We start from the raw sequence: 24,807 nt of genomic DNA, 5'->3' as shown, positions 1-24,807 counted from the left end.
CAAAAGCCCGAAACACTCTGGCGCTAGCCAGTAACACTTCAGCTGTGCAACATGGCGCGCGTGCCTTCCACAAATGAGAATTCCCTTTATGAAACGTTTTCTTAGCATCGCCATGGCGTTGTGCATTGGCCTGACGATGAGCCTCGACGCCAATGCCGCCAAGCGCTTTGGTGGCGGCAAGAGCTCCGGCGCTGCGCCGACTCACCAGACCAGCCAAATGGCTCCTTCTTCTGCTGCAGGCGGCGCTGCTGCCACTGCGGGCGCGGCCGGTGCTGCTGGCGCCGCGACCAAGGCCAGCGGTGCTTCGCGCTGGCTCGGCCCTCTGGCCGGTATTGCTGCCGGTGGCCTGCTGGCCTCCATGTTCATGGGCGACGGCTTCCAGGGCATGCAGATCTTCGACATCCTGATCATGGCGGTCATCGCCTTTCTGGTCTTCCGCTTCATCGCCGCACGTCGTCGCAAGCAGCAGGAGCACATGGCTCCGGCAGGCCATGCGCCGATGCAACGTGAAGTGTTCGAGAACAAGCCTGCGGGCGGTTCGATCTTCGGCGGTTCGGCTGCACCTGCTGCCGCTCGTCCGGTGATCAACGCGCCAGCCTGGTTCAATGAAAACAACTTCATTGAAGCGGCCCGCAACCACTTCCAGTCCCTGCAGCAGCATTGGGACGCTAACGAAATGGACAAGATCGCCGAGTTCGTGACTCCGCAGTTGCTGGAGTTCCTCAAGCGCGAACGTGCCGATCTGGGCGACGGCTTCCAGTCGACCTACATCGATAATCTCCAGGTACAACTGGACGGCGTCGATGACCGTGCGGACAAGACCATCGCCACCCTGACCTTCAGCGGCGTGTCGAAGTCCTCGCGCTTCGATCAGGGCGAAGTGTTCAGCGAAAGCTGGAACATGGAACGTCAACAGGGCGAAAACCAGCCTTGGCTGGTGGCCGGTATCCGCCAGAACGGCTGATCACTTCCCGCGTTTCACCTGTTGTAATAAAACCCCGGCCCCGGCCGGGGTTTTCTATTTCGCGGTTGCATCTATAGCGAGCTACTGTATAAACCGCCCCAACTAAACCGCGCCATTCAAGCAAGAGGATCCCGGACGTGGAAGAAATCATCGAACAACTGCGTGAAGCCAACGAACCGGTACCGGTCCCCTTGGAGTTGCCTGACGAAGATCAGATTGTGGAAATCGAAGAGCAACTGTTCATCGACATCCCGTTCGTCTTCAGAGAGTTTTTGCTGACCGTCAGCGACGTGGTCTACGGCAGCCTGGAGCCGGTGACCGTCACCGACCCGCAGTCCCACACCTACCTGCCAGACGTTGCCGCCAACGCCTGGGATGCTGGCGTCGATCGCAGCATGATTCCGATCTGCCAGGACGGTGACAATTACTACCTGGTTGAAGAAGACGGCACCGTGGTGCTGTGGCTGGCTGAGGAAGAACTGATCGCCGAAGAAACCTGGGAATCGGTATGGCACTGGGCGCGGGACGTCTGGCTGGAAAGCTGAGCCGTCTGCCCGCTGTAATCAATGCCCGGCCGAATCGTTGTGGTTGTCCAGCGTTTCCAGCAAGGCCACCTGCATCCGCGTATGCACGCGGATGAACCAGCGCCAGAGCAGCGCCGCCACCGCGGCCGCGACTATGACGATCAGCACCAGCAACTTGTTGGTCGGCAGAATACTGGCCGACAAGGCTGCCAGCAGCAGGAAAATCACCAACAGCGAGAGGATCGGGATCACTTCGCCGATCACCCGACGCACTCGCTGTGTGTGGCGGCCAGCCATTTCCGGCCTCACGCCCATCTCTGCCAGCAACATCGACAGCGCCTTGAGCTTGCGATAAGCGGCGATCAGGAACGGCAGTGACAACAGCAACGCCCCGCCCCAGATCAACGCTTTCTGCCAGCTCGGATCGCTGATCCAGTCCTGTAGGTAAACGGACATGCGCTCGGCGAAGAACGCGCCCGAGAGAAAGATCGCAATCACCAACGCCAGATTGACCCCTACCTGCAACAGAATCCGTCGAATCATCGACGCCAACAGTGCGCCCTCGCCCTGAGGCTGAATGCTGCGCAGCCATTCGCCATACATACCCAACACACGGGCCAGACGCTGCGGCACCACTGCAGCAAGCTTGATCGACAGCGGATCGGCGGCGCGAATCAGGTACGGCGTCAACAGCGTGGTGATCACCGAAACAGCCACCGCCACCGGATAGAGAAAGTTGCTGGTGACCTGCAGCGTCATACCCAACGCGGCGATGATGAAAGAAAATTCGCCAATCTGTGAAAGCCCCATCCCCACGCGCAGTGAGGTGCGTCCGTCATTGCCGGCGATAAAGGCACCGAGGCCGCAGGACAACATCTTGCCCAGCACCACAGCCACGGTGATCACGGCGATCGGCCAGGCGTATTGCAGCAAGATCATCGGGTCGAGCATCAGGCCGATAGCGACGAAGAAAATCGCACTGAACAAGTCGCGAACCGGCTCGATCAACTGCTCAATCTTCAGCAGTTGCCGCGATTCGGCCATGATTGCGCCGATCAGGAACGCGCCGAGGACCATGCTGTATTCAAGTTTGACCACCAACAGGCAAAAGCCGAAACACAGGCCCAGTACGGTGATCAGCAGCATTTCGTTACTTTCGAATTTCGCCACGTAGGCCAGTAGTCGCGGCACCAGCAGAATGCCAATAACCAGTGCGACAATCATGAACAGTGAAAGCTTGCCAACCGTGGAAAACACTTCGCCGGAACTGACGGTGCCGCTGACCGCGATGCTCGACAGCAACGCGATGATGCCGATACCGAGGATGTCTTCGACGATCAGTACGCCGAAGATCAGTTGGGCAAAACGCTCGTTCTTCATCTTCAGGTCGTTGAGCGCCTTGACGATGATGGTGGTCGAGGAAATCGCCAGGATCGCGCCGAGGAACAGCGAGTCCATGGTGTTCCAGTCGAACCAGCGGCCGATTTCATAGCCGATCCAGATCATCAGGACGATTTCCAGGAACGCTGCGATGAATGCCGTGGCGCCAACCTTGAACAGCTTGCGCAGGCTGAATTCCAGGCCCAGGCAGAACATCAGGAAAATCACCCCGAGTTCGGCGAGGGTTTTGATGGTTGCTTCGTCGTGGATCAGGCTGAACGGTGGTGTGTGCGGGCCGATGATGAACCCGGCGACGATGTAGCCGAGCACCACTGGCTGTTTGAGACGATGAAAGAGCACGGTCACCACACCCGCGATCAACATGATCACTGCCAGATCCTGAATGAAACTGATGGCGTGCATGGCGTGTGGCTCCTTGGGGCGGGCTTTTGAAGGGTAACACCGCGACTTCCGGCGAGAAGAGGGTGCAATATATGGAAACAGATCGATTCGGGCGTGACGGCGGCCCCCCTCCCGGCGTCCCGATAACTGTTGGTTTGAAAAACCAAGCACCCACCAGAGGTGCACCCCGAAATTCTGCCTTGAACCCGTGAGTACGTTATGGAACCCGGAAACGCCCAGCTGTCGATGACGGTATTGATGACCCCCGACATGGCCAACTTCTCAGGCAATGTCCACGGCGGCACCCTGCTCAAATACCTCGATGAAGTGGCCTACGCCTGCGCCAGCCGCTATGCCGGCCGCTATGTGGTGACCCTGTCGGTGGATCAGGTGATCTTCCGCGAGCCGATTCACGTCGGTGAACTGGTGACCTTTCTGGCCTCGGTCAACTACACCGGCAACACCTCGATGGAGGTGGGCATCAAGGTCGTGACCGAGAACATCCGCGAGCGCTCGGTGCGCCACACCAACAGCTGCTTCTTCACCATGGTCGCGGTGGATGACCAGCGCAAACCGGCCTCGGTCCCGCCACTGCAACCGCAGAACAGTGAAGACAAGCGCCGGTACATGCAGGCCCAGCAGCGTCGGCAGATTCGTCAGGAACTGGAAAAGCGTTATCAGGACATCAAGGGCGACGCCTGACGTGTTCGGTCTTTAGATCGCTTTCGCGGGCAAGCCTCGCTCCTACAGGTTCGGGTTGTACACATAATGTGTGATCAACCGGAACCTGTAGGAGCGAGGCTTGCCCGCGAAGCTTTTAAAGGCTGACCGCTGTCGCCTCAAACCGCACCCGAGGATGGGCAATCCGGTCCTGCGCCCGCACCAGTTCCAGCTCATAGCTGGCGCAAGCCTGGGTCTCCAAAAGCACTTCATGCACCGCCGCCGCGGTGAATTCGAAGGCGCTCACCAGATTGTCACCCTGCAGCACGCGCGCCAGGAACAACCCGGCAGTCAGATCACCAACGCCCACCGGCTGACGCGGAAACGCCAGCAATGGCCGACGCAGGTGCCAACTGCCTTCAGCGGTCACCAGCAACATCTCGAAATCCTCCGCTGGCTTGCCGGGATAGTCCAGATGCTTGACCAGCACCGCCTTCGGACCACGCGCCAGCAGCGCTCGCGCCATGGCCAGGCAATCGAACAAAGACTGCGCCTTGCGCCCCGAGAAGCTGTTGAGCTCCAACTGGTTCGGGCACATGAAGTCGGCCACCGCAGCCGCCTCTTCCAACAGAAAATCGCTGACCTCGGCTGGAACGGTGCAGCCCTTCTCCGGATGGCCCATTACCGGGTCGCAGAGGTATAGCGCTTTGGGATTGATCGATTTGATTCGTTCCACGCCCGCGAGAATCGCCCGGCCCTGGGCCGCGCTACCGAGGTAGCCAGACAACACGGCGTCGCAATTACCCAGCTCGCCGATCGCCGCGATTCCTTCCACCAATTCCGGAATCTGATGCGGGGCCAGCACTTCCCCGGCCCACTGGCCATATTGCGTGTGGTTGGAGAACTGCACGGTATTGAGCGGCCACACGTTCACCCCGACCCGCTGCATCGGGAAAACCGCGGCGCTGTTGCCTGCGTGGCCGAACACCACGTGGGACTGGATGGCGAGCACATGGGGCGTACGTTTCATGCGGTGATTATTCCGTAAAACGATTGAAATTCGAGCCGCGCAGTATGCGACTAAACGCAGCCTGTACGACAGACCGGCGACGCAGTTAAGCTGACGCTATCTTGTTGGAGCACCCTGTTGATGCTGACCCTCGGAAATATCCTCGTGCTGATGCTGCTCGCCACCGGTGGCGCGTGGTTGTGGCACAACCACGGCTTGCGCGAACGCGCGCTGGAGCGGGTCATGCAGCATTGCGCCAAGCTGCGAATCGAGCTGCTGGACGGCAACGTAGCCTTGAAGAAGATCGCTTTCATTAAAGACGCCAACGGCCGTCGGCGCCTGGCCCGTGTGTATAACTTCGAATTCACCGTGACCGGCGAAACCCGCCACACCGGCACCATCACCCAATTCGGCGCCCATAGCGCACAGATCGAACTTGCGCCTTACCCGATGCCGTTCGACGACACACCGCCGGTGGTCGATATCGCGAAGCCCAGAGCTGAGGTGATTGAACTGAGTCAGTGGCGGCAAGAACACACGAAGTGGCGTCCTTGAAGGTAGTTGTTGTCGGTTAAATCCATTCGCGAGCAAGCCCGCTCCCACATCTGATCTGTTGTGCTGCACAACTTGTGTGCACACCCCAGCCTCCCTGTGGGAGCGGGCTTGCTCGCGAAGAGGTCTTCACAGACTGCGCAAAAAAATCAGCTAGTTCGCTTGAACCCTGCATGCCGCCAGACTTTCCTGCAGCACTTCAACAGACTGCGACTCACTGAAAATCAACTCAATACGCGAATCCCGACGCCATTCGCTGGGCTGCCAATCCAGCACCGAGTTATCCACCGCATTGGCCGACACCCAACCCTCGACGCTGTGGATAACCAGCTTCGCCCGCCGCCATTCAAGGCGCTCAAGCCACCTTCCGATAAGCACGGCATCGAATGCCTGACTCGGATGCCACCGCCATCCAACACTCCAGCCGCCCTCCTGCGCCTGACTCAAGCAAATCGGCAGCGTGGGGTCAGCCCAGATAGCCGGCATCTGTGCCAATCCCTTGGGCAGGGTGAAGTTATCCACACCCGCGACAGCTTGAGCTCCGAACCCAGGTAACTCGCTCAACGGCAAGACCGCTTGCTGCGTCCAGTACAAGGGACGTATCGGCAACTGTGCGGCGATTCGCTGGCGATCACTGTCGTCGAGGCCTTCTGCCTTGTTCAGCAACAGCAACCCGGCACTGTCCAAGGCTTGCTGTTGCGCCGCAGGCAGCGGTTTTCCGGCCGCGAGCGCCTGGGCATCCAACACCAACACACACGGCTGCACCGCCAGGACGCCTTGCCACGGCGCCTCACTCAATTGCCGGAGCAACTGCGCCGGATGCCCCAGCCCCGAGGGTTCGATGAACAGTCGATCCGGTCGTGCCTTGCGCAGCAGCCGCCCGAGGCCGATCTGAAACGGTGCACCATTGACGCAACACAAACAGCCCCCGGCCACTTCCCCCAGTGCGATACCATCGGCGTCCTGGGTCAACAGCGCGGCATCCAGACCGATCTGGCCGAACTCGTTGATCAACACTGCCCAGCGCTCACCCTCGGGCCGTTGCGCCAGCAGGTGCTTGATCAGGCTGGTCTTGCCGGCACCTAGTGGGCCGGCAATGACGTGGGTGGGAATGTTCTGCAACATGGTCGAGGTTTTCTGAGGAGGTAAAGAATGCGGTTGATGGGATGGTCGTTGCTTCTGGCGCTCACATCAGGCGAAGCGCTGGCTCAGGCCTGCGTGGTGCACAGCACGGCTGCGCGGCTCGACGTGAAGGTTTGCCAGCAAAACCGCAACATCCCGGAAAAACTGTTCGCCGACGGATTCTGCCAGCCGAATTTGCCCGGGCAGAAAGTCGAGGTGCAGTACGTCGACCAATGCCCCACAGGCGCGTTCGGAGTGTGCAGCAACGCTCAAGTCGCCAATATGCCTTACCGGCAGGATATTCACTATTACGGCGTGGCCACCGATGCGGCGTATTTGAAGCCGTTTTGCGAAGCCCAGAGCCAGGGAACCTGGCTCAAGCCTTGAGCCGCTAACTCAGCCAGTCCAGGGTCAGAATCAAACGACGCTCGCCCGGCGCCGGCTGCGGCGAACGGTGGATTAAACCGAAGCCTTCGTTGCCGTGCCACTTCTCCCCTTTAAGCAGCGCCACTTCGCCGCTGGTGATTTGCTGGATCAGCGAATTGTCCTCCGGTTCGGCGTCAGGTTTGCCTAATTGCCGGCGATCCATCGCCCCTTCTTTCAGCCATTGGCTGCCAATACCTGCGTAGGTGGTGATCAACCGCACCGGTACATGATCGACGTGGAAACGCGGGCACATGGCTGTGTCCAAAACCCGCAGGCGCAGGCCGATACGCTGGGCGCCCAACAGGCAGGCGAAGGCGCTGACCAGCCAGGAAACATCGGCGATAAAGCCTTCGTAGCCCTCAAGGTCGCTGAAGCCTGAGGCTAAACCGTGGAGATTGGGTTCGGCGTCATCGCCGGGCATTTCCAGGGACAGCGACTCGGCCAGCGGCTCGTTCAGGGACAACAACAAACGACCGAAATCGGCAATCTGCGCTGGGAGTTGGCGCTGCCAGAGGGCCAAATTCACGCCGTCGTCCAGAATCCCGGTCAGCGCTTTTGGCGTATCACCTTGAACCTGGCGAATGACTGGTCGCAGCTTCAGACTGGGTGCCGACATCAAGCAGCCGCCTCTTCGTGCCAAGGACCGAACGGATCGGGCAGTAACTGCCAGCCCTCGACACCCAAGGCCATTTCAGCATCCGTCAGCAGGCAGTTATCGAGTTCGACGGTGAGTTGCGCGAAATCGATGTTCTGGCCGATAAACACCAGCTCCTGACGGCAATCACCGGTGGCCGCCGTCCAGTTCTCCATGATCCCGGCGGTGCTTTCTTCGTCTTGCGGCCACTGGTTTTTCGGCACGAAACGCCACCAGCGCCCGGCAAAACCGTGACGCATCAAGCCGCCGGCCTGGGACCAGCTACCAGCGTCCCGGTGTTTGCTGGCCAACCAGAAAAAGCCTTTGGAACGCAGCAATTTGCCGTTCACCCACGGACGATCGATGAAGCTGAAGAAGCGTTGCGGATGAAACGGGCGCCGCGCCCGATAAGCCGTAGAGGCGATGCCGTATTCCTCGGTTTCCGGCACGTGCTCACCGCGCAGCTCCTGCAACCATCCCGGCGCCTGAGCAGCCTTTTCAAAGTCGAAGCGCCCGGTGTTGAGAATCTTCTTGAGCGGCACTTCGCCCATGACCATCGGAATGATTTCGGCCTGGGAATTGAGCCGTTCAAGGATCGCGATCAACTCCTGGCGCTCGCTGCTGCTGATCAAATCGATCTTGCTGATCAGGATCACGTCGGCGAATTCGATCTGCTCGATCAACAGGTCGGTGATCGAGCGCTCGTCCTCCTCTCCCAGGGTTTCGCCACGGGAAGCGAGGCTTTCCGCGGCCTGATAGTCGAGCAAGAAGTTCATGCCGTCGACCACGGTGACCATAGTATCGAGCCGCGCGATGTCCGCCAGGCTCTGCCCTTCTTCATCGCGAAACGTGAAGGTTTCCGCCACGGGCAGCGGCTCGGAGATCCCCGTGGATTCGATCAACAGGTAATCGAAACGACCGTCCTTGGCGAGTTTGCTGACTTCTTCGAGCAAGTCTTCGCGCAAGGTGCAGCAAATGCAGCCGTTACTCATCTCCACGAGTTTTTCTTCGGCACGGTTCAGACTGACATCGCGCTGAACTTCGCTGCCATCGATATTGATCTCACTCATGTCGTTGACGATCACTGCGACCCGCAAATTTTCGCGATTACGTAGTACGTAATTAAGAAGTGTACTTTTTCCGGCGCCGAGAAAGCCCGACAGGACGGTCACGGGGAGACGATTGGGCATCAGGTATTCCTCATCAGGATGTGGCCGGTCAAATCGCCCGTTGATGGCGTTCGCGCAGCTCTTCACGTTCTTTGGCTTCAATACACAGAGTGGCGGTGGGCCGCAGCAGCAGGCGCTTGAGGCCAATCGGTTCACCGGTTTCGCGGCACCAGCCGTACTCGCCGCGAGCCAGGTGTTCGAGGGCTTCGTCGATCTTGTCCAGCAGCTTCTTTTCCCGCTCCAGCAGGCGCAGCTGCCACTGGCGCTGCTCTTCGGCGCTGCCGATGTCGGCGGGATCGCTGTGGGGTTCCTGCTCGCGCAACGCGTCGAACTCGCCGGCAATGCGCTCCTGCAGCTCGCTGCGCTGAGCCAGCAACAAGGCGCGAAAGTAGCCTTGCTGGGCGTCGTTCATGTAATCGGCGGCGGGTTGAGCGAGGAGTTCTTGTTCAGTCATGGCGGTGGATCATCAGAGCGGGTGTATTTTTATGTTATAGTATAACAATACAAATAAGCCACTCCCCTCTTGCTCGTCACGACAAAGGGCACGATGCTTGAGCCCGTCCGCCCCCCTTGAGAAATGCCATGGGAAACGCCCTGAAATTCTCGCTATTGAGCTTTTCACTGCTGATCGCGGTCGATGCCTGGGGACAAGTCCCGAGCCTGGCTAACTGCACCCGTAGCGCCAATCTGCTGGCCTGCGTAGATGCCGATGGCAATGCCTACAGCGTTAACACCGTCGGCAGCACGATCTATTTGCGCGGCTTCGAAGTGGCCGGCAAACGCCAATGGGCGCAAACCAACAGCCGCTATGGGCAACTGACATTCTTCATAGGCATCGCTTCCGATGGCGAAGCCTGGGTCGGCTACAACCGCCGGGTTGGCTGGACAACCATCAATCGGTTTTCCAGCTCCGGCGGCAGCAGAGGCAAGTTCACATGTAGCCGGATGACCGGCTGCTAGGCCTGCGTCTTTTTCTGTTCCTGCTGCCAGGCGATGTAGCTGTTCATCGGTGGATTCTTCTGAAAATAGCGCTGCAAACCTTCGAACAAACCATCTGCCACAGCTTGCTGATGGCGGGCAGTCACCAGTCGCTGACTGTCACGGGCGTTCGAGATGAAGCCGGTTTCCACCAGAATCGACGGCACATCCGGCGACTTCAACACGGCGAATCCTGCTTGTTCCACGCGCTTCTGATGCAGCGTGGTGATGCCCGCCAGACTGCCGAGTACCGTATTGCCCAACTGCAAACTGGCGGCGATGGTGGCGTTCATCGACATGTCGAGAATCACCCCGGCGAGCATCGGATCCTTGTCCTTGAGATTGAGCAGACTGGTGGCACCCAGCAGGTCTGCACCGTTCTCCTGTTGCGCCATGAAGCGCGCCGTGGCCGAGGTCGCACCACCTTCGGACAAACAGTACACCGAGGCACCTGAAGCGGTGAGACGCGGCGCCGCGTCCGCATGGACCGAGATGAACATGTCGGCTTTGTGCTTGCGGGCGATCTCCACGCGCTTGCGCAGCGGGACGAAAAAATCGTCGTCGCGCACCAGTTTCACGTCGAAGCCCTTCTCGCGCTTCAGCCGCTTGGCCAGCAGTTGGGCGATCGACAGCACCACGTCTTTTTCCCGCTCACCTTTGGCACCGACCGCGCCCGGGTCTTTGCCGCCGTGACCAGGGTCGACCACCACGATGATGTCGCGCTTGGGGTGGGCCTTGTCGGTGACGGGTTCAGGTTTTTCCGCCGGCACCGCCGCGATCTGTAGTGGCGCAGCGGTCTTCAGATCGAGCACCAATCGGTGCCCCTGCCCGTCCTGGGGCGGCAGCAGGAAACTATTGAGCTGTACCGGGCCGCTGAGGTCGAGGACGATCCGCGTATCGCCCTGGCCGAAATGTCCGGAGCGGATTGCGCGAATCACCGTGTTGCTGAGTGCCAACTGACTGAAGTCGCCACTGAGGTTGGCGCCACTCAGATCGATGATCAGCCGTTCCGGAGCACTCAGGGAAAACGTCTTGTATTGCACCGGCCCGCTCAGATCGAACACTAGTCGTAGCTTGTCATCGGAACGCCATAGTCGTGCATTGCGAATTTGCGTGGCCGACGCACCAAAGGGTAAAGCGAAGGCCGCGCTGGCCAGAATCAGGTTGAGCAAGTGACGTCTGTGCATGGTGAAAGCCCGCTCACGAAAAAGGCATCGTCGATTTTATTGTTATAATATAACATGCCAAATCAACTCCCACGATGGACCTGCTCATGAATGCGCTGACTCTGCCGGATATCGCCGCGCAGGCCTCACGCCAAGCCCTGCCACTCGAGTGGGTGGGCATGTGCGGCATTGCTCTTCCTGTTTTATTCGATGGCCAGCGACTGAGCGCAAAGGCCGACGCTGGCGTTAGCCTCGACGATGGAGAGGCGCGCGGCATCCATATGTCGCGGCTGTATCTGGCGCTGGAAATGCTTGAGCAGGAAAACCTTTCACCGGCGTTGTTCCGGCGAGTCTTGCAGAATTTTCTCGAGACCCATGAAGGACTTTCCCACAACGCTTACCTAAAAATTCACTCCGAACTATTGCTCAAAAGACCCGCGCTCATCAGTCCCCTAGCCGGTTGGAAAACTTATCCGGTGAGCATCGAAGCGAGTTTGAAAAACACGATGTTCCACGTGGAACTAAAAATCGACGTTCCTTATTCCTCAACCTGCCCGTGCTCAGCGGCACTTTCGCGGCAGTTGATTCAGCAACAATTCGTTGATGACTTTGCCAATCGGGCATTGCAACACGCTGACGTTCTGGCTTGGCTCGGATCTACGAAAGGCATCGTCGCCACGCCGCATAGCCAACGCAGCAATGCGCAATTGCAGCTGCGTCTGGACGATTACCTGGATGACCTGCCGCTGATCGCCGCGATCAACGACGCGGAAGCAGCCCTCGGCACCGCGGTGCAAACCGCCGTGAAACGCGCCGACGAACAAGCCTTCGCGCTCGCCAACGGTCAGAACCTGATGTTCTGCGAAGACGCTGCCCGACGCTTGAACCTAGCCCTGAAACGTTCCCCGGGCATCAATGCCTTTCATGTGCGAGTCGTCCACGCCGAAAGTCTTCACGCCCACGATGCCGTTGCCGAAAGCCGATGGAATTGGGAGGCCGCATGATCCGATGCCAAGCTTTGCGCTGGGGCGCCCCCGGCCAACCACTCACTCCGCCGGTGGATTGCCAATTACCCAAAGGAAGTCTGACCGCCGTCATCGGTGCCAACGGTTCGGGTAAAAGTAGCCTGCTGAAAGTCATCGCCGGTCTGCAAAAGCCACTGAGCGGCAAAGTCATCATTGATGTTCCACGCAAAGGCGGCCTTTCGTTCCTGCCTCAGCAACAACACCTGGACCGGCAATTCCCCATCAGCCTGCAAGAGTTGGTGGCCGCAGGTTTTTGGGGCAGCAAACAAGCTCCGGAGATGCGCAGTCAACGCCTCAAGTCTGCGCTGGAAGACTGGTATCTGACTGGCCTGGAACATCGCCCATTGATGGCTCTCTCAGGGGGTGAGCTGCAGCGTGCCCTGCTCGCCCGGCTGAGTCTCGCCGAAGCCCCCTTGTTGCTGCTCGACGAACCCCACGCCGCGCTCGACGAACTCGGCCAGGCGCTGCTCTGGAAACACATCCACGCCTGGCATGCCGAAGGCCGAACACTGGTCGTGGTGTGTCATGACCTGGCTGCCGTGCGCCAACACATCCCTCAAGCCCTATTGATCAAAATTAGCGGCTGCGTCCTCGGCCCCAGTACCGATCTGATTCGCCAACAACCCCAGACGCAGGTGGCTTGATGATCGCTACCGCTCAGCTTTGGCAACCGTTCCACGAATTCGTCTTCATGCGCCGGGCGTTGCTTGGTGGTCTCGTTCTGGCGTGCAGCACCGCTCCGCTTGGGGTGTTTCTGATCCTGCGGCGCATGAGCTTGATCGGCGATGCAGTGGCTCACGGCATCTTGCCGGGCGCAGCATTGGGCTTCTGGTTTGCCGGGTTGAGCCTGCCCGCGCTGACTATCGGCGGCCTCGGCGCTGGGTTGAGCATGGCTGGACTGGCGGCCTGGATCACCCGCCGCACCGGCCTGCGGGAAGACGCGAGCCTGGCCGCGATCTACCCGATATCGCTGGCCACCGGCGTACTGATCCTCGGTATCGCCGGCAAGCGGCTGGACCTGTTGCACCTGTTGTTCGGCTCGGCGCTGGCGGTCGACGGGCCGACTTTGACCGGCATGATTTGGGTCTCCGGCTTCAGCCTGATCGCCATGGCCCTCATCTACAAACCCCTGTTGCTGGACACTCTCGACCCACTCTTTCTGCAAACCGTCAGCCGCCTCGGGCCACTGGCTCACGGGATATTTCTGACCCTGGTGGTGCTAAACCTGGTGATCGGTTTCCAGGCCATCGGCGCGTTGATGGTGGTCGGTTTGATGATGTTGCCAGCCGCGGCTTCTCGCTTCTGGAGTCGCCGCTTGCCGGTACTGATCGCGATTGCCGCCCTGCTCGGCTCCCTCTCGGTCTGGCTCGGTTTGTTGCTGTCGTTTTACTACTCACTGCCCAGCGGCCCGGCGATCGTGCTGGTGGCTGGCGCTTTGTATTTGCTGTCCGTGGTGTTCGGTCCGGTGCACGGTTTGCTGCGCCGCCCGCCTTTGCTCACATCCCAATGAGGTGTTGTCCGATGCGCGCTTTACTCGTGCTGTTCAGTTTGATGTTGTCGATGTCGTTGTCAGCCGCGGAAAAACTCCAGGTAGTCACCAGCTTCAGCATCCTCGCCGACATGACCCATCAGGTCGGCGGCGACCATATTCAGATCACCAACATGGTCGGCCCGGACGCCGATGCCCATACCTACGAGCCGACTCCGGACGATGCCAAGGCATTACTCAAGGCCAAACTGATCATCAAGAACGGGCTAGGTTTCGAGCCTTGGCTGGACCGTTTGGTAACCAGTACCGAGACCAAAGCTCCGGTCATCAGCGCCAGCCATGGTGTCATTCCGCGCTCGCTGGATGAAGACGGCGAAACCATTCCCGACCCACACGCCTGGCACAACCTGGCGAATACCGAGTTGTACATCAGCAACATCACCAAAGCGCTGATCGCCGCCGACCCGGCCAACAAAGCCGACTACGAACACAACAGCCAAGTCTACCTGAAAAAGATCTACGCCTTGCTCGCCGACGCCAAAACCAAGCTCGGTTCGCTGCCGCCGGGCAATCGCAAAATCGTGACCTCCCATGACGCCTTTGGCTATCTCGGTCAGGCTTACGGCATCGACTTCATGGCGCCTCAAGGTCTGTCCACCGAACGCGAACCGTCCGCTGCCGAAGTCGCTGCGCTGATCACGCAGATCCGTCAGGCCAAGGTCAAAGCGGTGTTCATGGAAAACATCAAGGACGCACGCCTGCTCAAGCAAATTGCCGATGAAAGCGGCGCTCACATTGGTGGCACGCTGTACTCCGATGCCCTCGCGGCGACCGGTCCGGCCAGCACGTTCGCCGGGTTGTTCGAATACAACCTCAACACCTTGTATGAGGCGTTGAGCAAGCCATGATCCGCAAGAATCCTTCAGGCGATCTGCCGTTGATTGCGGAGTCGGCGTACGTGGATAAAACCGCCATCATCTGCGGCAAGGTGGTGATTGGCGAGAATGTGTTCGTCGGTCCCTATGCGGTGATTCGCGCCGATGAAGTGGATGACTCGGGCGAGATGGAGCCGATCACCATCGGTGCCAATTCGAACATTCAGGACGGCGTGGTGATCCACTCAAAGTCTGGCGCGGCGGTGACCATCGGCGAGTTCAGCTCCATCGCCCACCGCTCCATCGTGCATGGCCCCTGCACCGTCGGTAACCGAGTGTTCATCGGGTTCAACAGCGTGCTGTTCAACTGCGTGGTGGGCGACGGTTGCGTGGTGCGGCACAACTCGGTGGTCGACGACCGTGACTTGCCTGAAGACTTCTACGTGCCCTCCACCACGCGCATCGGCCCCAACACCGACCTGTCGCAGTTCCCACCGGTGAGCGTCAGCGCCTCAGAGTTTTCCGAAGACGTGGCGCGCACCAACGTCGATCTGGTGCGGGGCTACAAAGCCCTGCAAAACGAGTTCTGACCAGATTGCCCCGCACGCTAATCGTCCATATGACGACGGCAGGTTTGTCAGCATGCGCAGCTGCAGTGGAGAGGATTTCGGCGAGAAAGGGATTGAGGCGGCGTGTGAATGGTTGAATTCGTCGAAGGCTGGAGGCGTCTGAGCGGACGCTTTCGCGGGCAAGCCTCGCTCCTACAGGATTTGTGTCGTTCGCACGATCACAAAACGACATTGATACCCGTAGGAGCGAGGCTTGCCCGCGAAGCTTTTAGGCTCTTGGTTTAACAGTCCCGCAATCCTGGCCCAACCACACCGCACGCGTATCGAGGCTACCCTTCTGCTGAATGCCGGTGGCGTTGAAGGTGCCGTTGACCTTGGTAGTGAACTCACGATCGCTGAGGAATGTGGCGACACCCGCACCTTGCGCTTTCGGACAGCTGAAACGGAATTTCCACTGGTTGCCGGTGCGCTCGGTGATTTGCTGGGTGCAGCCCGATTGTGGGTCCGTCAATGGAATGTTGTCGGTCTTCACCTGCTCAGGCGTCAGGCAAGCCCGAATCCCTTTGCCGCCCATGGTGATGCCCTGCTTCTCCAGCTGCGCGCGCTGTTCAGGGGTCATCTGACTCTGTATCTGGCCGAGAATCAGTTGAAGATCGGGCAGGTTCTGGTCATCGACCTTCATGTTGCTTGAAGTCATTTCCCACAAACCCGGTTGCAACATCTGCGCCTGAGCAGCCACAGGAAGTGCCAAACCAAGTGCCATGGCCAAACCCAGCAGACGAACGTTCATCGAGTAACTCCTGATCATTAGTGGCCGTTAGACGTCAGCCACAGGCTTCGGTTCATGGGCCAATTAAATAGCGACATTCTGCCCGGAACATGGTCTGTTAAGCATTGAATCTTCAGGAGCAAGGCTGCCCCATGGATTATTTTGGACCGCATGTATTCGGTTATCTGATCGCTCTGCTGCACACGCTGGGCTCGATTGCCGCCATCCATGCCGTATTGACCGTACGGACAGCTCAAGGCTCGATCGCTTGGGCTCTGTCACTGCTGTTCATTCCCTACCTCACGCTTATCCCTTATCTGGTCTTCGGCCGCAGCACCTTCGATGGCTATATCAAGGCCCGGCGGCAAGCCAACGAGGAAATGCGCAAGGCAATCTCCGAGTTGAACTGGCGTCCCTGGGTAGAAGAGGCACTGGCTGCTCGCGCTTCCAGTGCCTACGCGTCTTTGAGGGCCATGCCAAAACTGGGACGCATGCCGTGCCTGGCGAATAACGAAGTGCGCCTGTTGATCGACGGCCAAGCCACTTTCGATGCGATTTTCGACGCCATCAGTCACGCCCGGCAAGCTGTACTGATCCAGTTCTTCATCATCCACGACGATCGCCTCGGCCAACGCCTGCACACCCTGCTGACGAAGAAAGCTGCCGAGGGCGTGGCGATTTACCTGCTCTACGACCGCATCGGCAGCCACTCCTTGCCTCACGGTTACGTGCAACCGTTGCGCGATGCCGGTATCGAGGTCAAAGCCTTCGCCACCCGTAGCGGCTGGCTCAATCGCTTTCAGGTCAATTTTCGCAACCATCGCAAAATCGTAGTAGTCGACGGGATTATCGGTTTTGTCGGCGGGCTCAACGTCGGCGACGAATATATGGGCGAGAAACCACCCTTGGCCCCCTGGCGCGACACTCACGTGCAAGTACGCGGGCCGGTGGTGGCCTGCATGCAGGAATCCTTTGCCGAAGACTGGTTCTGGGCGGCCCGTTCGCTGCCGCCGTTGATCTTGCCGGAGGTTTATCCGGACGACGGCGTGCTCTGCCAGTTGCTGGCCAGCGGCCCGGCGGATTCCTACGAAACCTGCTCGCTGTTCTTCGTCGAAGCCATCCATGCGGCGACAGAACGGGTGTGGATCACCACGCCTTACTTCATCCCCGACGAAGCGGTGTTTGCCGCGTTACGACTGGCGGTGCTGCGCGGTGTGGATGTACGGATTTTGTTGCCGGCGAGGCCGGATCACCGGATCGTCTATGCCGCTTCAAATCTTTATGCCTTCGAAGCGGTGCGTGCCGGTGTGCGCATGTTCCGTTACCAACCCGGGTTCCTGCATCAAAAAGTGGTGCTGATCGACAACGAGATCAGCGCCATCGGCAGCGCCAACATGGACAACCGTTCGTTCCGGCTGAACTTCGAAGTGATGTTGCTGACGGTCGACAGTGCGTTTGCCGCCGAAGTGGAACAGATGCTCAACTTTGACTTCGCCCAGGCTCACGAAATCGCCAAAGAAGAAAGCCGGGAAACCCACCGCCTGCAACAGATCGGCATGCGGATCGCCCGGCTTATTTCACCGATTCTTTAAGGGTTGTAAATGTCGTCGCGAGTCCAGGGCAGTTCATGGCTGCCATCGGGATGGGCTTTCACCGCGAGGATTTGATGCAGGTTGATCCAGCCTCTTGCGAACGCATAGGCGCATCCCGCCAGGTACAACCGCCAGATGCGTAGAGCCTGTTCTGGCACCAGTTTGCCGGCAGCCTCCAGATTGTCTTCCAGGCGTTCGCTCCAGTGGTCCAGGGTTCGCGCGTAATGCAGACGCAGACTCTCGACATCGACGATCTCCAGACCCGCTTCGCTGATCTCGGCCGAGATCATCGCCAAGTGCGGCAACTCGCCGTTGGGGAACACATACTTCTCAATGAATTCACCGGCGCCACGCCCAACAGGGCGACCGTCGGTGTGCTTGGCGGTGATCCCGTGGTTCATCACCAGGCCACCCTCTTTCACCGCGCCGAACAAGGTTTTGCAGTACTCGGCAAGATTCGCATGGCCAACGTGTTCGAACATGCCGACGCTGACCACCTTGTCGAAGCGCCCGTCCTGAGGTAAATCGCGGTAGTCGAGCAGTTGCAATTCGATCTGATCCTCCAGACCTTCGGCTTTCACCCGTTCGCGGGCCAGTTCCAATTGCTCTTTACTGAGCGTGATCCCGAACACCTTCGCGCCGAACTCCCGAGCCGCATACCGCGCCAACCCGCCCCAGCCGCAACCGACATCCAGCAGATATTCGCCTGGCTGCAACCGCAGCTTGCGGCACAAGTGGCGAAACTTGGCCTGTTGGGCTTGTTCCAGAGTTTCACTGCCAGTCTCGAAATAGGCGCAGGAATACGCCATGTCGCTGTCGAGCCACAGTTGGTAAAACGCGTTGGAGAGGTCGTAGTGGTAGGAGATGGCTTTGGCATCGGTTTCTTTGTCATGAACCGTGCGCACCGGTTGCTCATCTTCGTCCTCGTTGATCAGCGCCTGACTCCACTCATCGCAGATACGAATCACATCGCTGATGGAGCCTTCCAGCTCTAGCTTGCCTTCGACAAATGCCGCCCCCAACGCATCGAGGCTGGGATGGGTGAACTGGGTAACCATGTGGGGGTCCTTGACCACAATGGTGACGCTGGGCGTCGGCCCCAGATTGAACTCATGGCCGTCCCAGAGTCGCAAGCGAAGTGGCAATTGCAGATTCTGTAAGGCCGGTGGAAGTTGCGCGAGCATGAAAAGCCCCCCTTTTTCAGACGACAAATCTGAGGGTAGACCATCCTTGAAAAATAGCAGGCGATCGAATTAATAGCCTTTGTCTATTCCCATATTGCTTCCAACAGTGAAGCCAGCCAGCAGGCGATCGTTGAAAATGACCGCCTTACCCTAGATGACTACAAATCCGGCACACAGTTCTGAAAAGTTGTAGACGCTCACACCTCATCCTTAAGCTTGAGTAGGGGTTCCTGAAAGCGTAGCAAACGTCCGGCATTACCGAGTACCAATAACGTGCTCAAGTTGTGCAACAGCGCGGCAATCATCGCCCCTGCCGCGCCGAGCCAGCCGAATGCGGCGAACGCGACGATGGCCAGGGTCCAGCCCAAACCGATGATCACGTTGACCTGCAAGGTCTGGCGGCATTGGCGACTCAAGCGCACGCAGGTTCCGAGCCGGCGCAGGTCGCTGCCGATCAGTACGATATCGGCCGAAGCCAGCGCGACGTCCGCGCCGCCCGCCCCCATCGCCACGCCGACCACACCGGCCTTGAGCGCCAGGGAATCGTTGATGCCGTCTCCCACGACCATCGGCCGGAAACCGCTGCCGATCTCTTTCAACACGCGATTGAGTTTGTCCTCGGGCAAGGCCTGGGCTTCGACATCACTGATCCCCACATCACGGGCCAGCGTGTGCGCAACGCTTTGCCGATCTCCAGTGAGCAACAACTGACGACCCAAGCCCAGTTCACGCAACTCGCTCAAGGCAGACCGTGCCTCAGGTTTGACACTGTCGGCGAGCAACAGCCAGGCGAGAAACTCACCGTTGAGTGCCAACCCGGCAATCGGGCCATCGTGTTCGGGAACAGCTGATGTGGCGATGCCCAACTGAGCGAACAGCTCCGGACGACCGAGGGCCGCCTCGCCCTGCTCCGTCATCGCCACTACACCCAGCCCCTGACGCTCGTGAATATCAGAAAGCAGCAAGAAGTGCTCCTGAGTGACCAACCCGGCCAAGGCGCGGCTGACTGGGTGGCTGCTGGCGGAGCCGAGGCTGGCAGCGAGCTTCAGTACGTGACTGCGATCTTCCAGCGGGCTGTCGATGGATTGCAGGCGCAAAGTGCCGAACGTCAGGGTTCCGGTCTTGTCGACCACCAACGATGTCAGGTCAGCCAATTCCTCGAGGAACGCCGAGCTGCGAATCAGAATCCCGTGCCGAGCCGCCACCGCCACCCCGGCAATGGCCGTGGCCGGTGCCGACAACACCAGCGCACAAGGGCAAGCCGCTACCAACACTGCGAGCATCGCTTGCGCATCATTGGTCACGAACCAGGTCACGGCGGCCAGCAGCAACACCAACACCATGTAGCTGCCGGTGTAGCGTTCGAGCAAACGCGTGATCGGCGGCTTGGAACGTTCCGCGCTTTGCATCAGCGCGATGACTTTACCCAAGGTCGATTCGTGCCCCGTGCGGGTCACTTCAATGCGCAGCAGACCATCGAGGTTGATCGCCCCGCCGAATACCGGCATGCCCACATCAACTTCCATGGGCACCGACTCACCGGTGATCGATGCGGTGTCGAGGCTTGCCTGACCGGACAACACCCGGCCATCAGCCGGCACTCGATCACCGGCACGCACCTCCACGAGGTCCCCGGCCTTAAGTGTGCGGTTATCGACTTCAACAACGGAGCCGTCAACCTGAATCTTGCGCGCATGGCTGCGGGTCAGCTTGCCGAGGGCATGAATCGCTTCCTGGGAACCGATCACACTGCGCTCTTCCAGCACGTGACCGAAAATCATGATGATCGGCAACAGTGCCGCAGTGAGCAGATCGCCCGTGGCCCAAGCGCCGAGCATGGCCAGGGCGATCAGTTGATCGGTAATCCCGTGCAAGCTCGGATAACGCAAGCTGTACCACGCCGAGCGCATGACCGGCACGGCCACCAGCAAGGAAGCGAAACCCAGCAGCAATTGGCTGACACCGGTCTGCTCCGGCGACAACCCGCGCCAGATCAGGCCCAGCGCTAGCAACCCCAGTGCAAGCATGGCCAGGGTCAACTGGCGGGCGGCGCTACGTTGTTCAGCCGAGGACAACATGCTCGGCGCGGCGGCGGTTTGGGCAGTCATTGCGTAGCTCCCTGAATGATCAGGCGGGAATCGTCTTTCGGATCGACCGTGGTCACCGAACCAGCCTGACCGAGAATCTTCGGCATCCGCTCACGGTAAATACGCAGCAGCATTTGCGGATCGGTGCCTTGCTGTTGCGCCTTGGCCAAACTCAGCACCGTGGCGGTGTCGGCAGAGGCTTTGGCCAGGCGTTCGCTGGCTTGGGCGTGAGCCACTTGCAGCGTGCGGTCGGCTTGTTCGTTGGCCGACTGAGTCAGCTTCTCGGCTTCAGTGCGCGCGTTGGCCACGGCTTTGTCGGCCTGTTGGCTGGCGGTTAATACTGCGTTGAACGCGTTCACCGCCGGGCCGGGCAGACTCGATTGCACATCGACCCGCGCCACTTCAATGCCCAACCCCTGCCCGGTCGCCGTCAGTTCGGCCAAGCGCTGATTGATGCCCCGCACCAGATCGCCGCGTAGACGTTCGCGGCGCTCAGCGGCCTGATTGTCGGCACCGATCAGTTCCGGTCGAGCCACCAGAATGGTGTCCAGATCTCGTGCGGCGGTGAGCGCCACAGCACTGCGGGTCACCAGTCGATCCAGCGCCGGCAGCACATGTTCGCCCTGAAGAACAAAGGCATACGGCTCGGTGACTTTGTAGAACACCCGCACATCCAGTTGCACGACGCCTGCATCACCAGTCAACAAATAACCGGAGCCGGCGAGCGCATCGCTGATGGGCGTAGCGAAACTCGCCACTCGGTCCGCCTGCAATGCAGCATCGGTGCGCAGCAGATTTTCCACCCGACGCTCGATCACCCGATCCGCCGCCGGCAACAAGATCACCTGCTCAAACGGGCGCGGCCATGCCAACAACAAACCGGCATTTTGAATGCGATCCAGTGCGCCGAAGTGCAGCACCACGGCACGATTTTGCGGGTCGATCTGCCGCACATTTGAGAATGCCCACGCCAAAGCAGCCAGCACAGTCACGGCGTACAGTGCCAAAAAAGCCAAGCGCCCGGCCTGAATCCAGGGGCTGCTCAACTCATGTGTTCCACGTGGAACTAATTTCATGGTTGCGACCCGGACTTGTTATCGAGGGTCGGCGGACCGTCAACTAACACCCGGAACGGTGCGGCATCGGTACGTAAAATCAGTTTGGTGCCCGGCGTGACGATGGTGCCCAAGGTGTCGAGAGAGCGCAGCAAGTTGTAGAGTTGCGGCGAACCAGCGTAAGCACGGCCGTAAATCTGCGCGGCTTCGACGCGGGATTGGGCTTCGATGTCCGCAGCTTTCGCTGTCGCATCGGCTTGCACGATTCGCGCATCACGCTCGGCTGCAGAGCGAATTTGTGCAGCTTCACGCTTGCCGATGGCCGTGCGTTCAGTGGCGATGGTTTCACGCTCGGCGCGCATACGATCGACCGTCGCGGTGAGCGTCACCGACGGCAGGGTCAAACGCTCGATGCCGACTTGCAGCACGCGCACGCCATAAGTGGTGAGCAACTGCTGATCGATCTGCTGACGCAGCTGCGCTTCAAAATCGGCGATGCGTACTTGGTTGGCATCGGTGTTCACCAGGTTGGCCAGATCGAAACTGCTGGCGGTGGTTTCCAGCGCCGAGCCTACAAAAGTGCGGATCTGCCGCGCCGCTTCGTCCGGCTGATTCTGTACAGCGCGCATGAAGCGTTGCACGTTGTCGGGATCACCCTGCACCTGCCAGGCCACGTAGGCTTGCACGATGATGCGCAGACCATCGCGCGTGCCCACGTCCTGCAAACCGCTGGAGGTGGTACGCAGCCGTAGATCCACCGGAATCGCCGCCTCGAACGGTGCCGGCCAGCGCCAGCCAAGACCCGGCTCCAGCAATACCCGCGATGGATTGCCGAAGCGAGTGATGACCGTAGCCTCCCCCGAGCGCACTTGCACCAGGCTCGCCGCCGCAATCGCAAACGCCAGCAGCAGCGCCGCCCAACCCATTCGGCGCCACGGGAAAGGGCCAGCTTCGTACGGATCGCCGTGGTGATGATGGTGATGGCCGTGGTGATGTCCGCCATGGCCGTGATCGTGGCCGGCGTGGTCATCGTGATCGTGCGTTGTCGGCTGGCTCAATGGACGGCTCCTGGCTGAACGGTATTACGCGGCGGCGCAGGATCAGCCGGCAGCGTGAATGTACGTAGATCGATGGTCGGCGCATTACCGCTGCCGCCCAGACGATGATCGAGAACCAGCAGCTTGGCGTTGGCCAAACCTTGGGTCAGTTGACTGAGGTATTGCTCCAGCACAAAGGCCTGGCCGGCGTTGGAATAAGCCTTTCGCTCGGCGGCAAATTTCAGGTCGGCGGCCTGAGCGATCGAGTTGATTTCATGGGCATTGGCCGTGGCTTGATCGTGAGCGATGCTGGCCTGCAACTGTGCCTGGTTGGTCGCCTCCGCCGCGGCACCGCGCTCACGGGAGATCAATGCCTGGGCACCAATCTGCGCCGCTTGCACACCGTGATAGGCGTTGGCCGCTCCCGCTGGCGGGTGAATCGCCTCGACCACCGTGGCAAGAATTTCCACGCCGCTGTCGAGTTTTTGCAGGTCAGCCTGCACAGCACGACCGATCTCTTCGGCGAGCCCTACCCTGTCCTCGCCGAGTAAACCATCGAGGGTTTGCGAGGCGAAATCGTGAACCAGAATACGGCTGGCGGTGCTGCGGATCAGCGTTGGCACGTCGACGCTGTTGTAGGTTGCGGCCAGCGCCGCCTGATCGCTCAGGCCGATGCGATAGACGAAGCGCACGTCCATATTGATGATCTGGAAGCTTTGTTTGTCGGCGCGGCTGCTGGCGATGACTTGGGATTTATCATTCACATGGCTGGCGTCCCATAAGCGATTGGCAATCGCCGGTGCCGGGCCTTCGGCAGGTTCGGCCTCGATCGGGGCCGACGTTTCGCCCACGCTGGTGGCCAACTCGTGGACCACACCGTTCTCGACGCTCAGCACGCGACCCAGCGGCCATGGCAAACCGGCGTGCAGACCAGGACCGAAAACTTCCACCGGTTTGCCAAAACGCTCGTAGATGCCGCGCCCTTGCAGCGGTATTTCATGAATGCCGGTAAGCGACCAACCAACAATTGCCACCACCGCCAGCACCGGCAAAAACGCCCGACGCATGTAGGTGAAAGCCCAAATTTGTCGCAGGTCGATACCGAAGCGGTTGTGCAACTCATGCTGCAACGCCAGCAGGGGTTGCGGCGGCCAGCGCAGCATGTCGGCGACAAAACTTCGCGCCAGCAAAGCCGGTTCAAGTTGTTCGCGACGGGGACTGAACAGCGACAACACGGCGCGCAGCAGCAACTCCACGGCGACCAGCCCCGGCAGCAAACCAATCAGCACCGCCAGACGCACCGGCCAGACCGATGTTTCGCTGCCGAGCAACAAACACAGGGCGCTGAGCACCAGGCAAATAATCGCGACCCGCGTCAGCTGCGCCAACGACCCTGCTTCGGGCCACTGGGCGGCGTTTTCCTGCGCCAGTTGCCGTTCCAGCACCAGCAAACCGAAAGCCAGCAGCAACGACAGCGCGGCGCCGACACTGGCCGACAACCCCAGCGCAGCGGGCGGCAAGGTCAGATTCCAGACTTGCCCGACGCTGTACAACGTCAACAACGCCCAGCCGCCAAGCCAAAGCGTCGGTGCACCGATCTGCCCCAGCAAGCGCAACCAACGCTGACTGATCCGGTCCAGCAACCGCTCGTACCAGCCTTCGCCGGCAATAACTTCTTCAGCGACAACCACCGGCACCAACACGGCCGGATTCATCGCCCGTGCGCGCCACTGCGTTACCCACCAAGACGATTGCAGGCCAGCAACCAACACCAACAAACCGGCGCTCTGATTGACCAGCAACGCCGGCCAAAGCGACTGCGGCGCAAACAGACCGACAAAAAACGCCAGCACCAACCCTGTGCCAGCCAAGGCACCCAAACCGATTGCCAATTGTCGCAATCGACGTCCTTGGATGACCGCCTGCTGAAAGCGCGGTAGCGCTGCTATTTGTGCCCCATCGCCTTCGAGATCGACTTGCATACCATCCCAGCCTCACATCGCAATTCGTTACGATATAACGAAAGTGGTGAAATATTCGTCGTAAATCGCTCTATCCAAAAGCGCTGAACCTGTCGCCAAGCTGAAGCCTTGACCGAAATGGCTCGAAACGTACATATTACGTTCGTAATTTTTATCG

At 59.7% G+C, this 24,807-nt stretch carries 25 protein-coding genes; 12 read left to right on the top strand and 13 right to left on the bottom strand.

The window, feature by feature from the left end; translation table 11 throughout:
* The first annotated feature begins 88 nt into the window (after positions 1–88).
* A complete protein-coding gene (locus CKW20_RS07195; RefSeq protein WP_095052331.1) occupies positions 89–964 on the top strand; it encodes a Tim44 domain-containing protein in 876 nt (291 codons plus the stop codon).
* Positions 965–1,101: 137 nt separating this feature from the next.
* A complete protein-coding gene (locus tag CKW20_RS07190) occupies positions 1,102–1,509 on the top strand; it encodes an SMI1/KNR4 family protein (protein ID WP_008007803.1) in 408 nt (135 codons plus the stop codon).
* An 18-nt stretch (positions 1,510–1,527) separates the two neighbouring features.
* Here CKW20_RS07190 and CKW20_RS07185 read toward each other — a convergent pair whose 3' ends face one another.
* Positions 1,528–3,291: a cation:proton antiporter gene (locus CKW20_RS07185; RefSeq protein WP_095052330.1), complete on the bottom strand. Its 1,764-nt coding sequence runs from the start codon at positions 3,289–3,291 to the stop codon at positions 1,528–1,530.
* Positions 3,292–3,489: 198 nt separating this feature from the next.
* On the opposite strand from CKW20_RS07185, the gene CKW20_RS07180 reads away from it, so the two are divergent.
* Complete coding sequence (locus tag CKW20_RS07180; protein ID WP_030132502.1) at positions 3,490–3,972, top strand: acyl-CoA thioesterase; 483 nt, start codon at positions 3,490–3,492, stop codon at positions 3,970–3,972.
* A gap of 115 nt (positions 3,973–4,087) precedes the next feature.
* Here CKW20_RS07180 and pdxY read toward each other — a convergent pair whose 3' ends face one another.
* Positions 4,088–4,960, bottom strand: a complete 873-nt coding sequence (pdxY, locus tag CKW20_RS07175; RefSeq protein WP_095052329.1) for a pyridoxal kinase PdxY — start codon at positions 4,958–4,960, stop codon at positions 4,088–4,090.
* Between the two features lie 120 nt (positions 4,961–5,080).
* Between pdxY and CKW20_RS07170 the strand changes: the two genes are divergently transcribed.
* Positions 5,081–5,494, top strand: a complete 414-nt coding sequence (locus CKW20_RS07170) for a DUF3301 domain-containing protein (RefSeq protein ID WP_095052328.1) — start codon at positions 5,081–5,083, stop codon at positions 5,492–5,494.
* A gap of 150 nt (positions 5,495–5,644) precedes the next feature.
* Here the strand turns inward: CKW20_RS07170 and CKW20_RS07165 are convergent, their stop codons facing one another.
* On the bottom strand, positions 5,645–6,616 hold the full coding sequence (locus tag CKW20_RS07165) for a GTP-binding protein (RefSeq protein WP_095052327.1): 972 nt from the start codon (positions 6,614–6,616) through the stop codon (positions 5,645–5,647).
* A gap of 27 nt (positions 6,617–6,643) precedes the next feature.
* Here CKW20_RS07165 and CKW20_RS07160 point away from each other — a divergent pair, with 27 nt between their 5' ends.
* Positions 6,644–7,000, top strand: a complete 357-nt coding sequence (locus CKW20_RS07160) for an NADH:ubiquinone oxidoreductase (protein ID WP_095052326.1) — start codon at positions 6,644–6,646, stop codon at positions 6,998–7,000.
* A gap of 4 nt (positions 7,001–7,004) precedes the next feature.
* On the opposite strand, the gene CKW20_RS07155 is transcribed toward CKW20_RS07160, so the two are convergent.
* The 3 genes from CKW20_RS07155 to dksA are packed head-to-tail and all read right to left on the bottom strand — an operon-like array spanning position 7,005 to position 9,296.
* Positions 7,005–7,655 carry a DUF1826 domain-containing protein gene (locus tag CKW20_RS07155; RefSeq protein ID WP_095052325.1) on the bottom strand — a complete coding sequence of 217 codons (651 nt, stop codon included), beginning with the start codon at positions 7,653–7,655 and terminating at the stop codon, positions 7,005–7,007.
* Positions 7,655–8,863 (bottom strand): zinc metallochaperone GTPase ZigA, encoded by a 1,209-nt coding sequence (gene zigA / locus CKW20_RS07150; RefSeq protein WP_048397424.1) that lies wholly within the window; start codon positions 8,861–8,863, stop codon positions 7,655–7,657. The genes CKW20_RS07155 and zigA overlap by 1 nt, the downstream gene beginning before the upstream one ends.
* A gap of 28 nt (positions 8,864–8,891) precedes the next feature.
* On the bottom strand, positions 8,892–9,296 hold the full coding sequence (gene dksA / locus CKW20_RS07145) for an RNA polymerase-binding protein DksA (RefSeq protein WP_095052324.1): 405 nt from the start codon (positions 9,294–9,296) through the stop codon (positions 8,892–8,894).
* A gap of 128 nt (positions 9,297–9,424) precedes the next feature.
* On the opposite strand from dksA, the gene CKW20_RS07140 reads away from it, so the two are divergent.
* Positions 9,425–9,802 (top strand): glutamine synthetase, encoded by a 378-nt coding sequence (locus CKW20_RS07140; protein WP_095052323.1) that lies wholly within the window; start codon positions 9,425–9,427, stop codon positions 9,800–9,802.
* On the opposite strand, the gene CKW20_RS07135 is transcribed toward CKW20_RS07140, so the two are convergent.
* Positions 9,799–11,007, bottom strand: a complete 1,209-nt coding sequence (locus tag CKW20_RS07135) for an N-acetylmuramoyl-L-alanine amidase (RefSeq protein ID WP_095052322.1) — start codon at positions 11,005–11,007, stop codon at positions 9,799–9,801. The two genes, CKW20_RS07140 and CKW20_RS07135, sit on opposite strands and share 4 nt — an antisense overlap.
* Positions 11,008–11,093: 86 nt before the next feature.
* Here CKW20_RS07135 and folE2 point away from each other — a divergent pair, with 86 nt between their 5' ends.
* Genes folE2 through CKW20_RS07110 form a run of 5 tightly spaced genes read left to right on the top strand, consistent with a single transcriptional unit; the run spans position 11,094 to position 14,965 of the window.
* Positions 11,094–11,990, top strand: coding sequence for a GTP cyclohydrolase FolE2 (folE2, locus tag CKW20_RS07130; protein WP_095052321.1), 897 nt, complete (start codon positions 11,094–11,096; stop codon positions 11,988–11,990).
* Positions 11,987–12,655, top strand: coding sequence for a metal ABC transporter ATP-binding protein (locus CKW20_RS07125; protein WP_095052320.1), 669 nt, complete (start codon positions 11,987–11,989; stop codon positions 12,653–12,655). Before folE2 ends, CKW20_RS07125 begins: the two co-directional genes overlap by 4 nt.
* The gene (locus tag CKW20_RS07120; RefSeq protein ID WP_095052319.1) at positions 12,655–13,521 is read left to right on the top strand and encodes a metal ABC transporter permease; all 867 of its coding nucleotides are present in this window, start codon (positions 12,655–12,657) and stop codon (positions 13,519–13,521) included. The genes CKW20_RS07125 and CKW20_RS07120 overlap by 1 nt, the downstream gene beginning before the upstream one ends.
* Positions 13,522–13,532: 11 nt before the next feature.
* Entirely contained in the window at positions 13,533–14,408 is an 876-nt protein-coding gene (locus CKW20_RS07115) for a metal ABC transporter substrate-binding protein (protein WP_095052318.1), read from the top strand.
* Complete coding sequence (locus CKW20_RS07110) at positions 14,405–14,965, top strand: DapH/DapD/GlmU-related protein (RefSeq protein WP_095052317.1); 561 nt, start codon at positions 14,405–14,407, stop codon at positions 14,963–14,965. Before CKW20_RS07115 ends, CKW20_RS07110 begins: the two co-directional genes overlap by 4 nt.
* A 247-nt stretch (positions 14,966–15,212) precedes the next feature.
* On the opposite strand, the gene CKW20_RS07105 is transcribed toward CKW20_RS07110, so the two are convergent.
* Positions 15,213–15,734, bottom strand: a complete 522-nt coding sequence (locus CKW20_RS07105) for a DUF3617 domain-containing protein (RefSeq protein WP_095052316.1) — start codon at positions 15,732–15,734, stop codon at positions 15,213–15,215.
* Positions 15,735–15,865: 131 nt separating this feature from the next.
* On the opposite strand from CKW20_RS07105, the gene cls reads away from it, so the two are divergent.
* Positions 15,866–17,305 carry a cardiolipin synthase gene (gene cls / locus CKW20_RS07100; protein WP_095052315.1) on the top strand — a complete coding sequence of 480 codons (1,440 nt, stop codon included), beginning with the start codon at positions 15,866–15,868 and terminating at the stop codon, positions 17,303–17,305.
* Here the strand turns inward: cls and cfaB are convergent.
* The 5 genes from cfaB to hflK (CKW20_RS07075) form a co-directional block, all read right to left on the bottom strand.
* Positions 17,302–18,489: a C17 cyclopropane fatty acid synthase CfaB gene (gene cfaB / locus CKW20_RS07095; protein WP_095052314.1), complete on the bottom strand. Its 1,188-nt coding sequence runs from the start codon at positions 18,487–18,489 to the stop codon at positions 17,302–17,304. The two genes, cls and cfaB, sit on opposite strands and share 4 nt — an antisense overlap.
* Before the next feature lie 197 nt (positions 18,490–18,686).
* Positions 18,687–20,597 (bottom strand): cation-translocating P-type ATPase, encoded by a 1,911-nt coding sequence (locus CKW20_RS07090; protein WP_095052313.1) that lies wholly within the window; start codon positions 20,595–20,597, stop codon positions 18,687–18,689.
* Positions 20,594–21,652, bottom strand: a complete 1,059-nt coding sequence (hflK, locus tag CKW20_RS07085; protein ID WP_095052312.1) for a protease modulator HflK — start codon at positions 21,650–21,652, stop codon at positions 20,594–20,596. The genes CKW20_RS07090 and hflK (CKW20_RS07085) overlap by 4 nt, the downstream gene beginning before the upstream one ends.
* Positions 21,649–22,689, bottom strand: coding sequence for a protease modulator HflC (hflC, locus tag CKW20_RS07080; RefSeq protein WP_095052311.1), 1,041 nt, complete (start codon positions 22,687–22,689; stop codon positions 21,649–21,651). The genes hflK (CKW20_RS07085) and hflC overlap by 4 nt, the downstream gene beginning before the upstream one ends.
* The gene (gene hflK / locus CKW20_RS07075) at positions 22,686–24,650 is read right to left on the bottom strand and encodes a protease modulator HflK (RefSeq protein WP_095052310.1); all 1,965 of its coding nucleotides are present in this window, start codon (positions 24,648–24,650) and stop codon (positions 22,686–22,688) included. The genes hflC and hflK (CKW20_RS07075) overlap by 4 nt, the downstream gene beginning before the upstream one ends.
* Between the last annotated feature and the right edge of the window lie 157 nt (positions 24,651–24,807).

The organism is Pseudomonas sp. Irchel s3b2, from assembly GCF_900187445.1.
GTDB lineage: Bacteria > Pseudomonadota > Gammaproteobacteria > Pseudomonadales > Pseudomonadaceae > Aquipseudomonas.
This window is presented reverse-complemented; position numbering and strand designations above follow the sequence as displayed.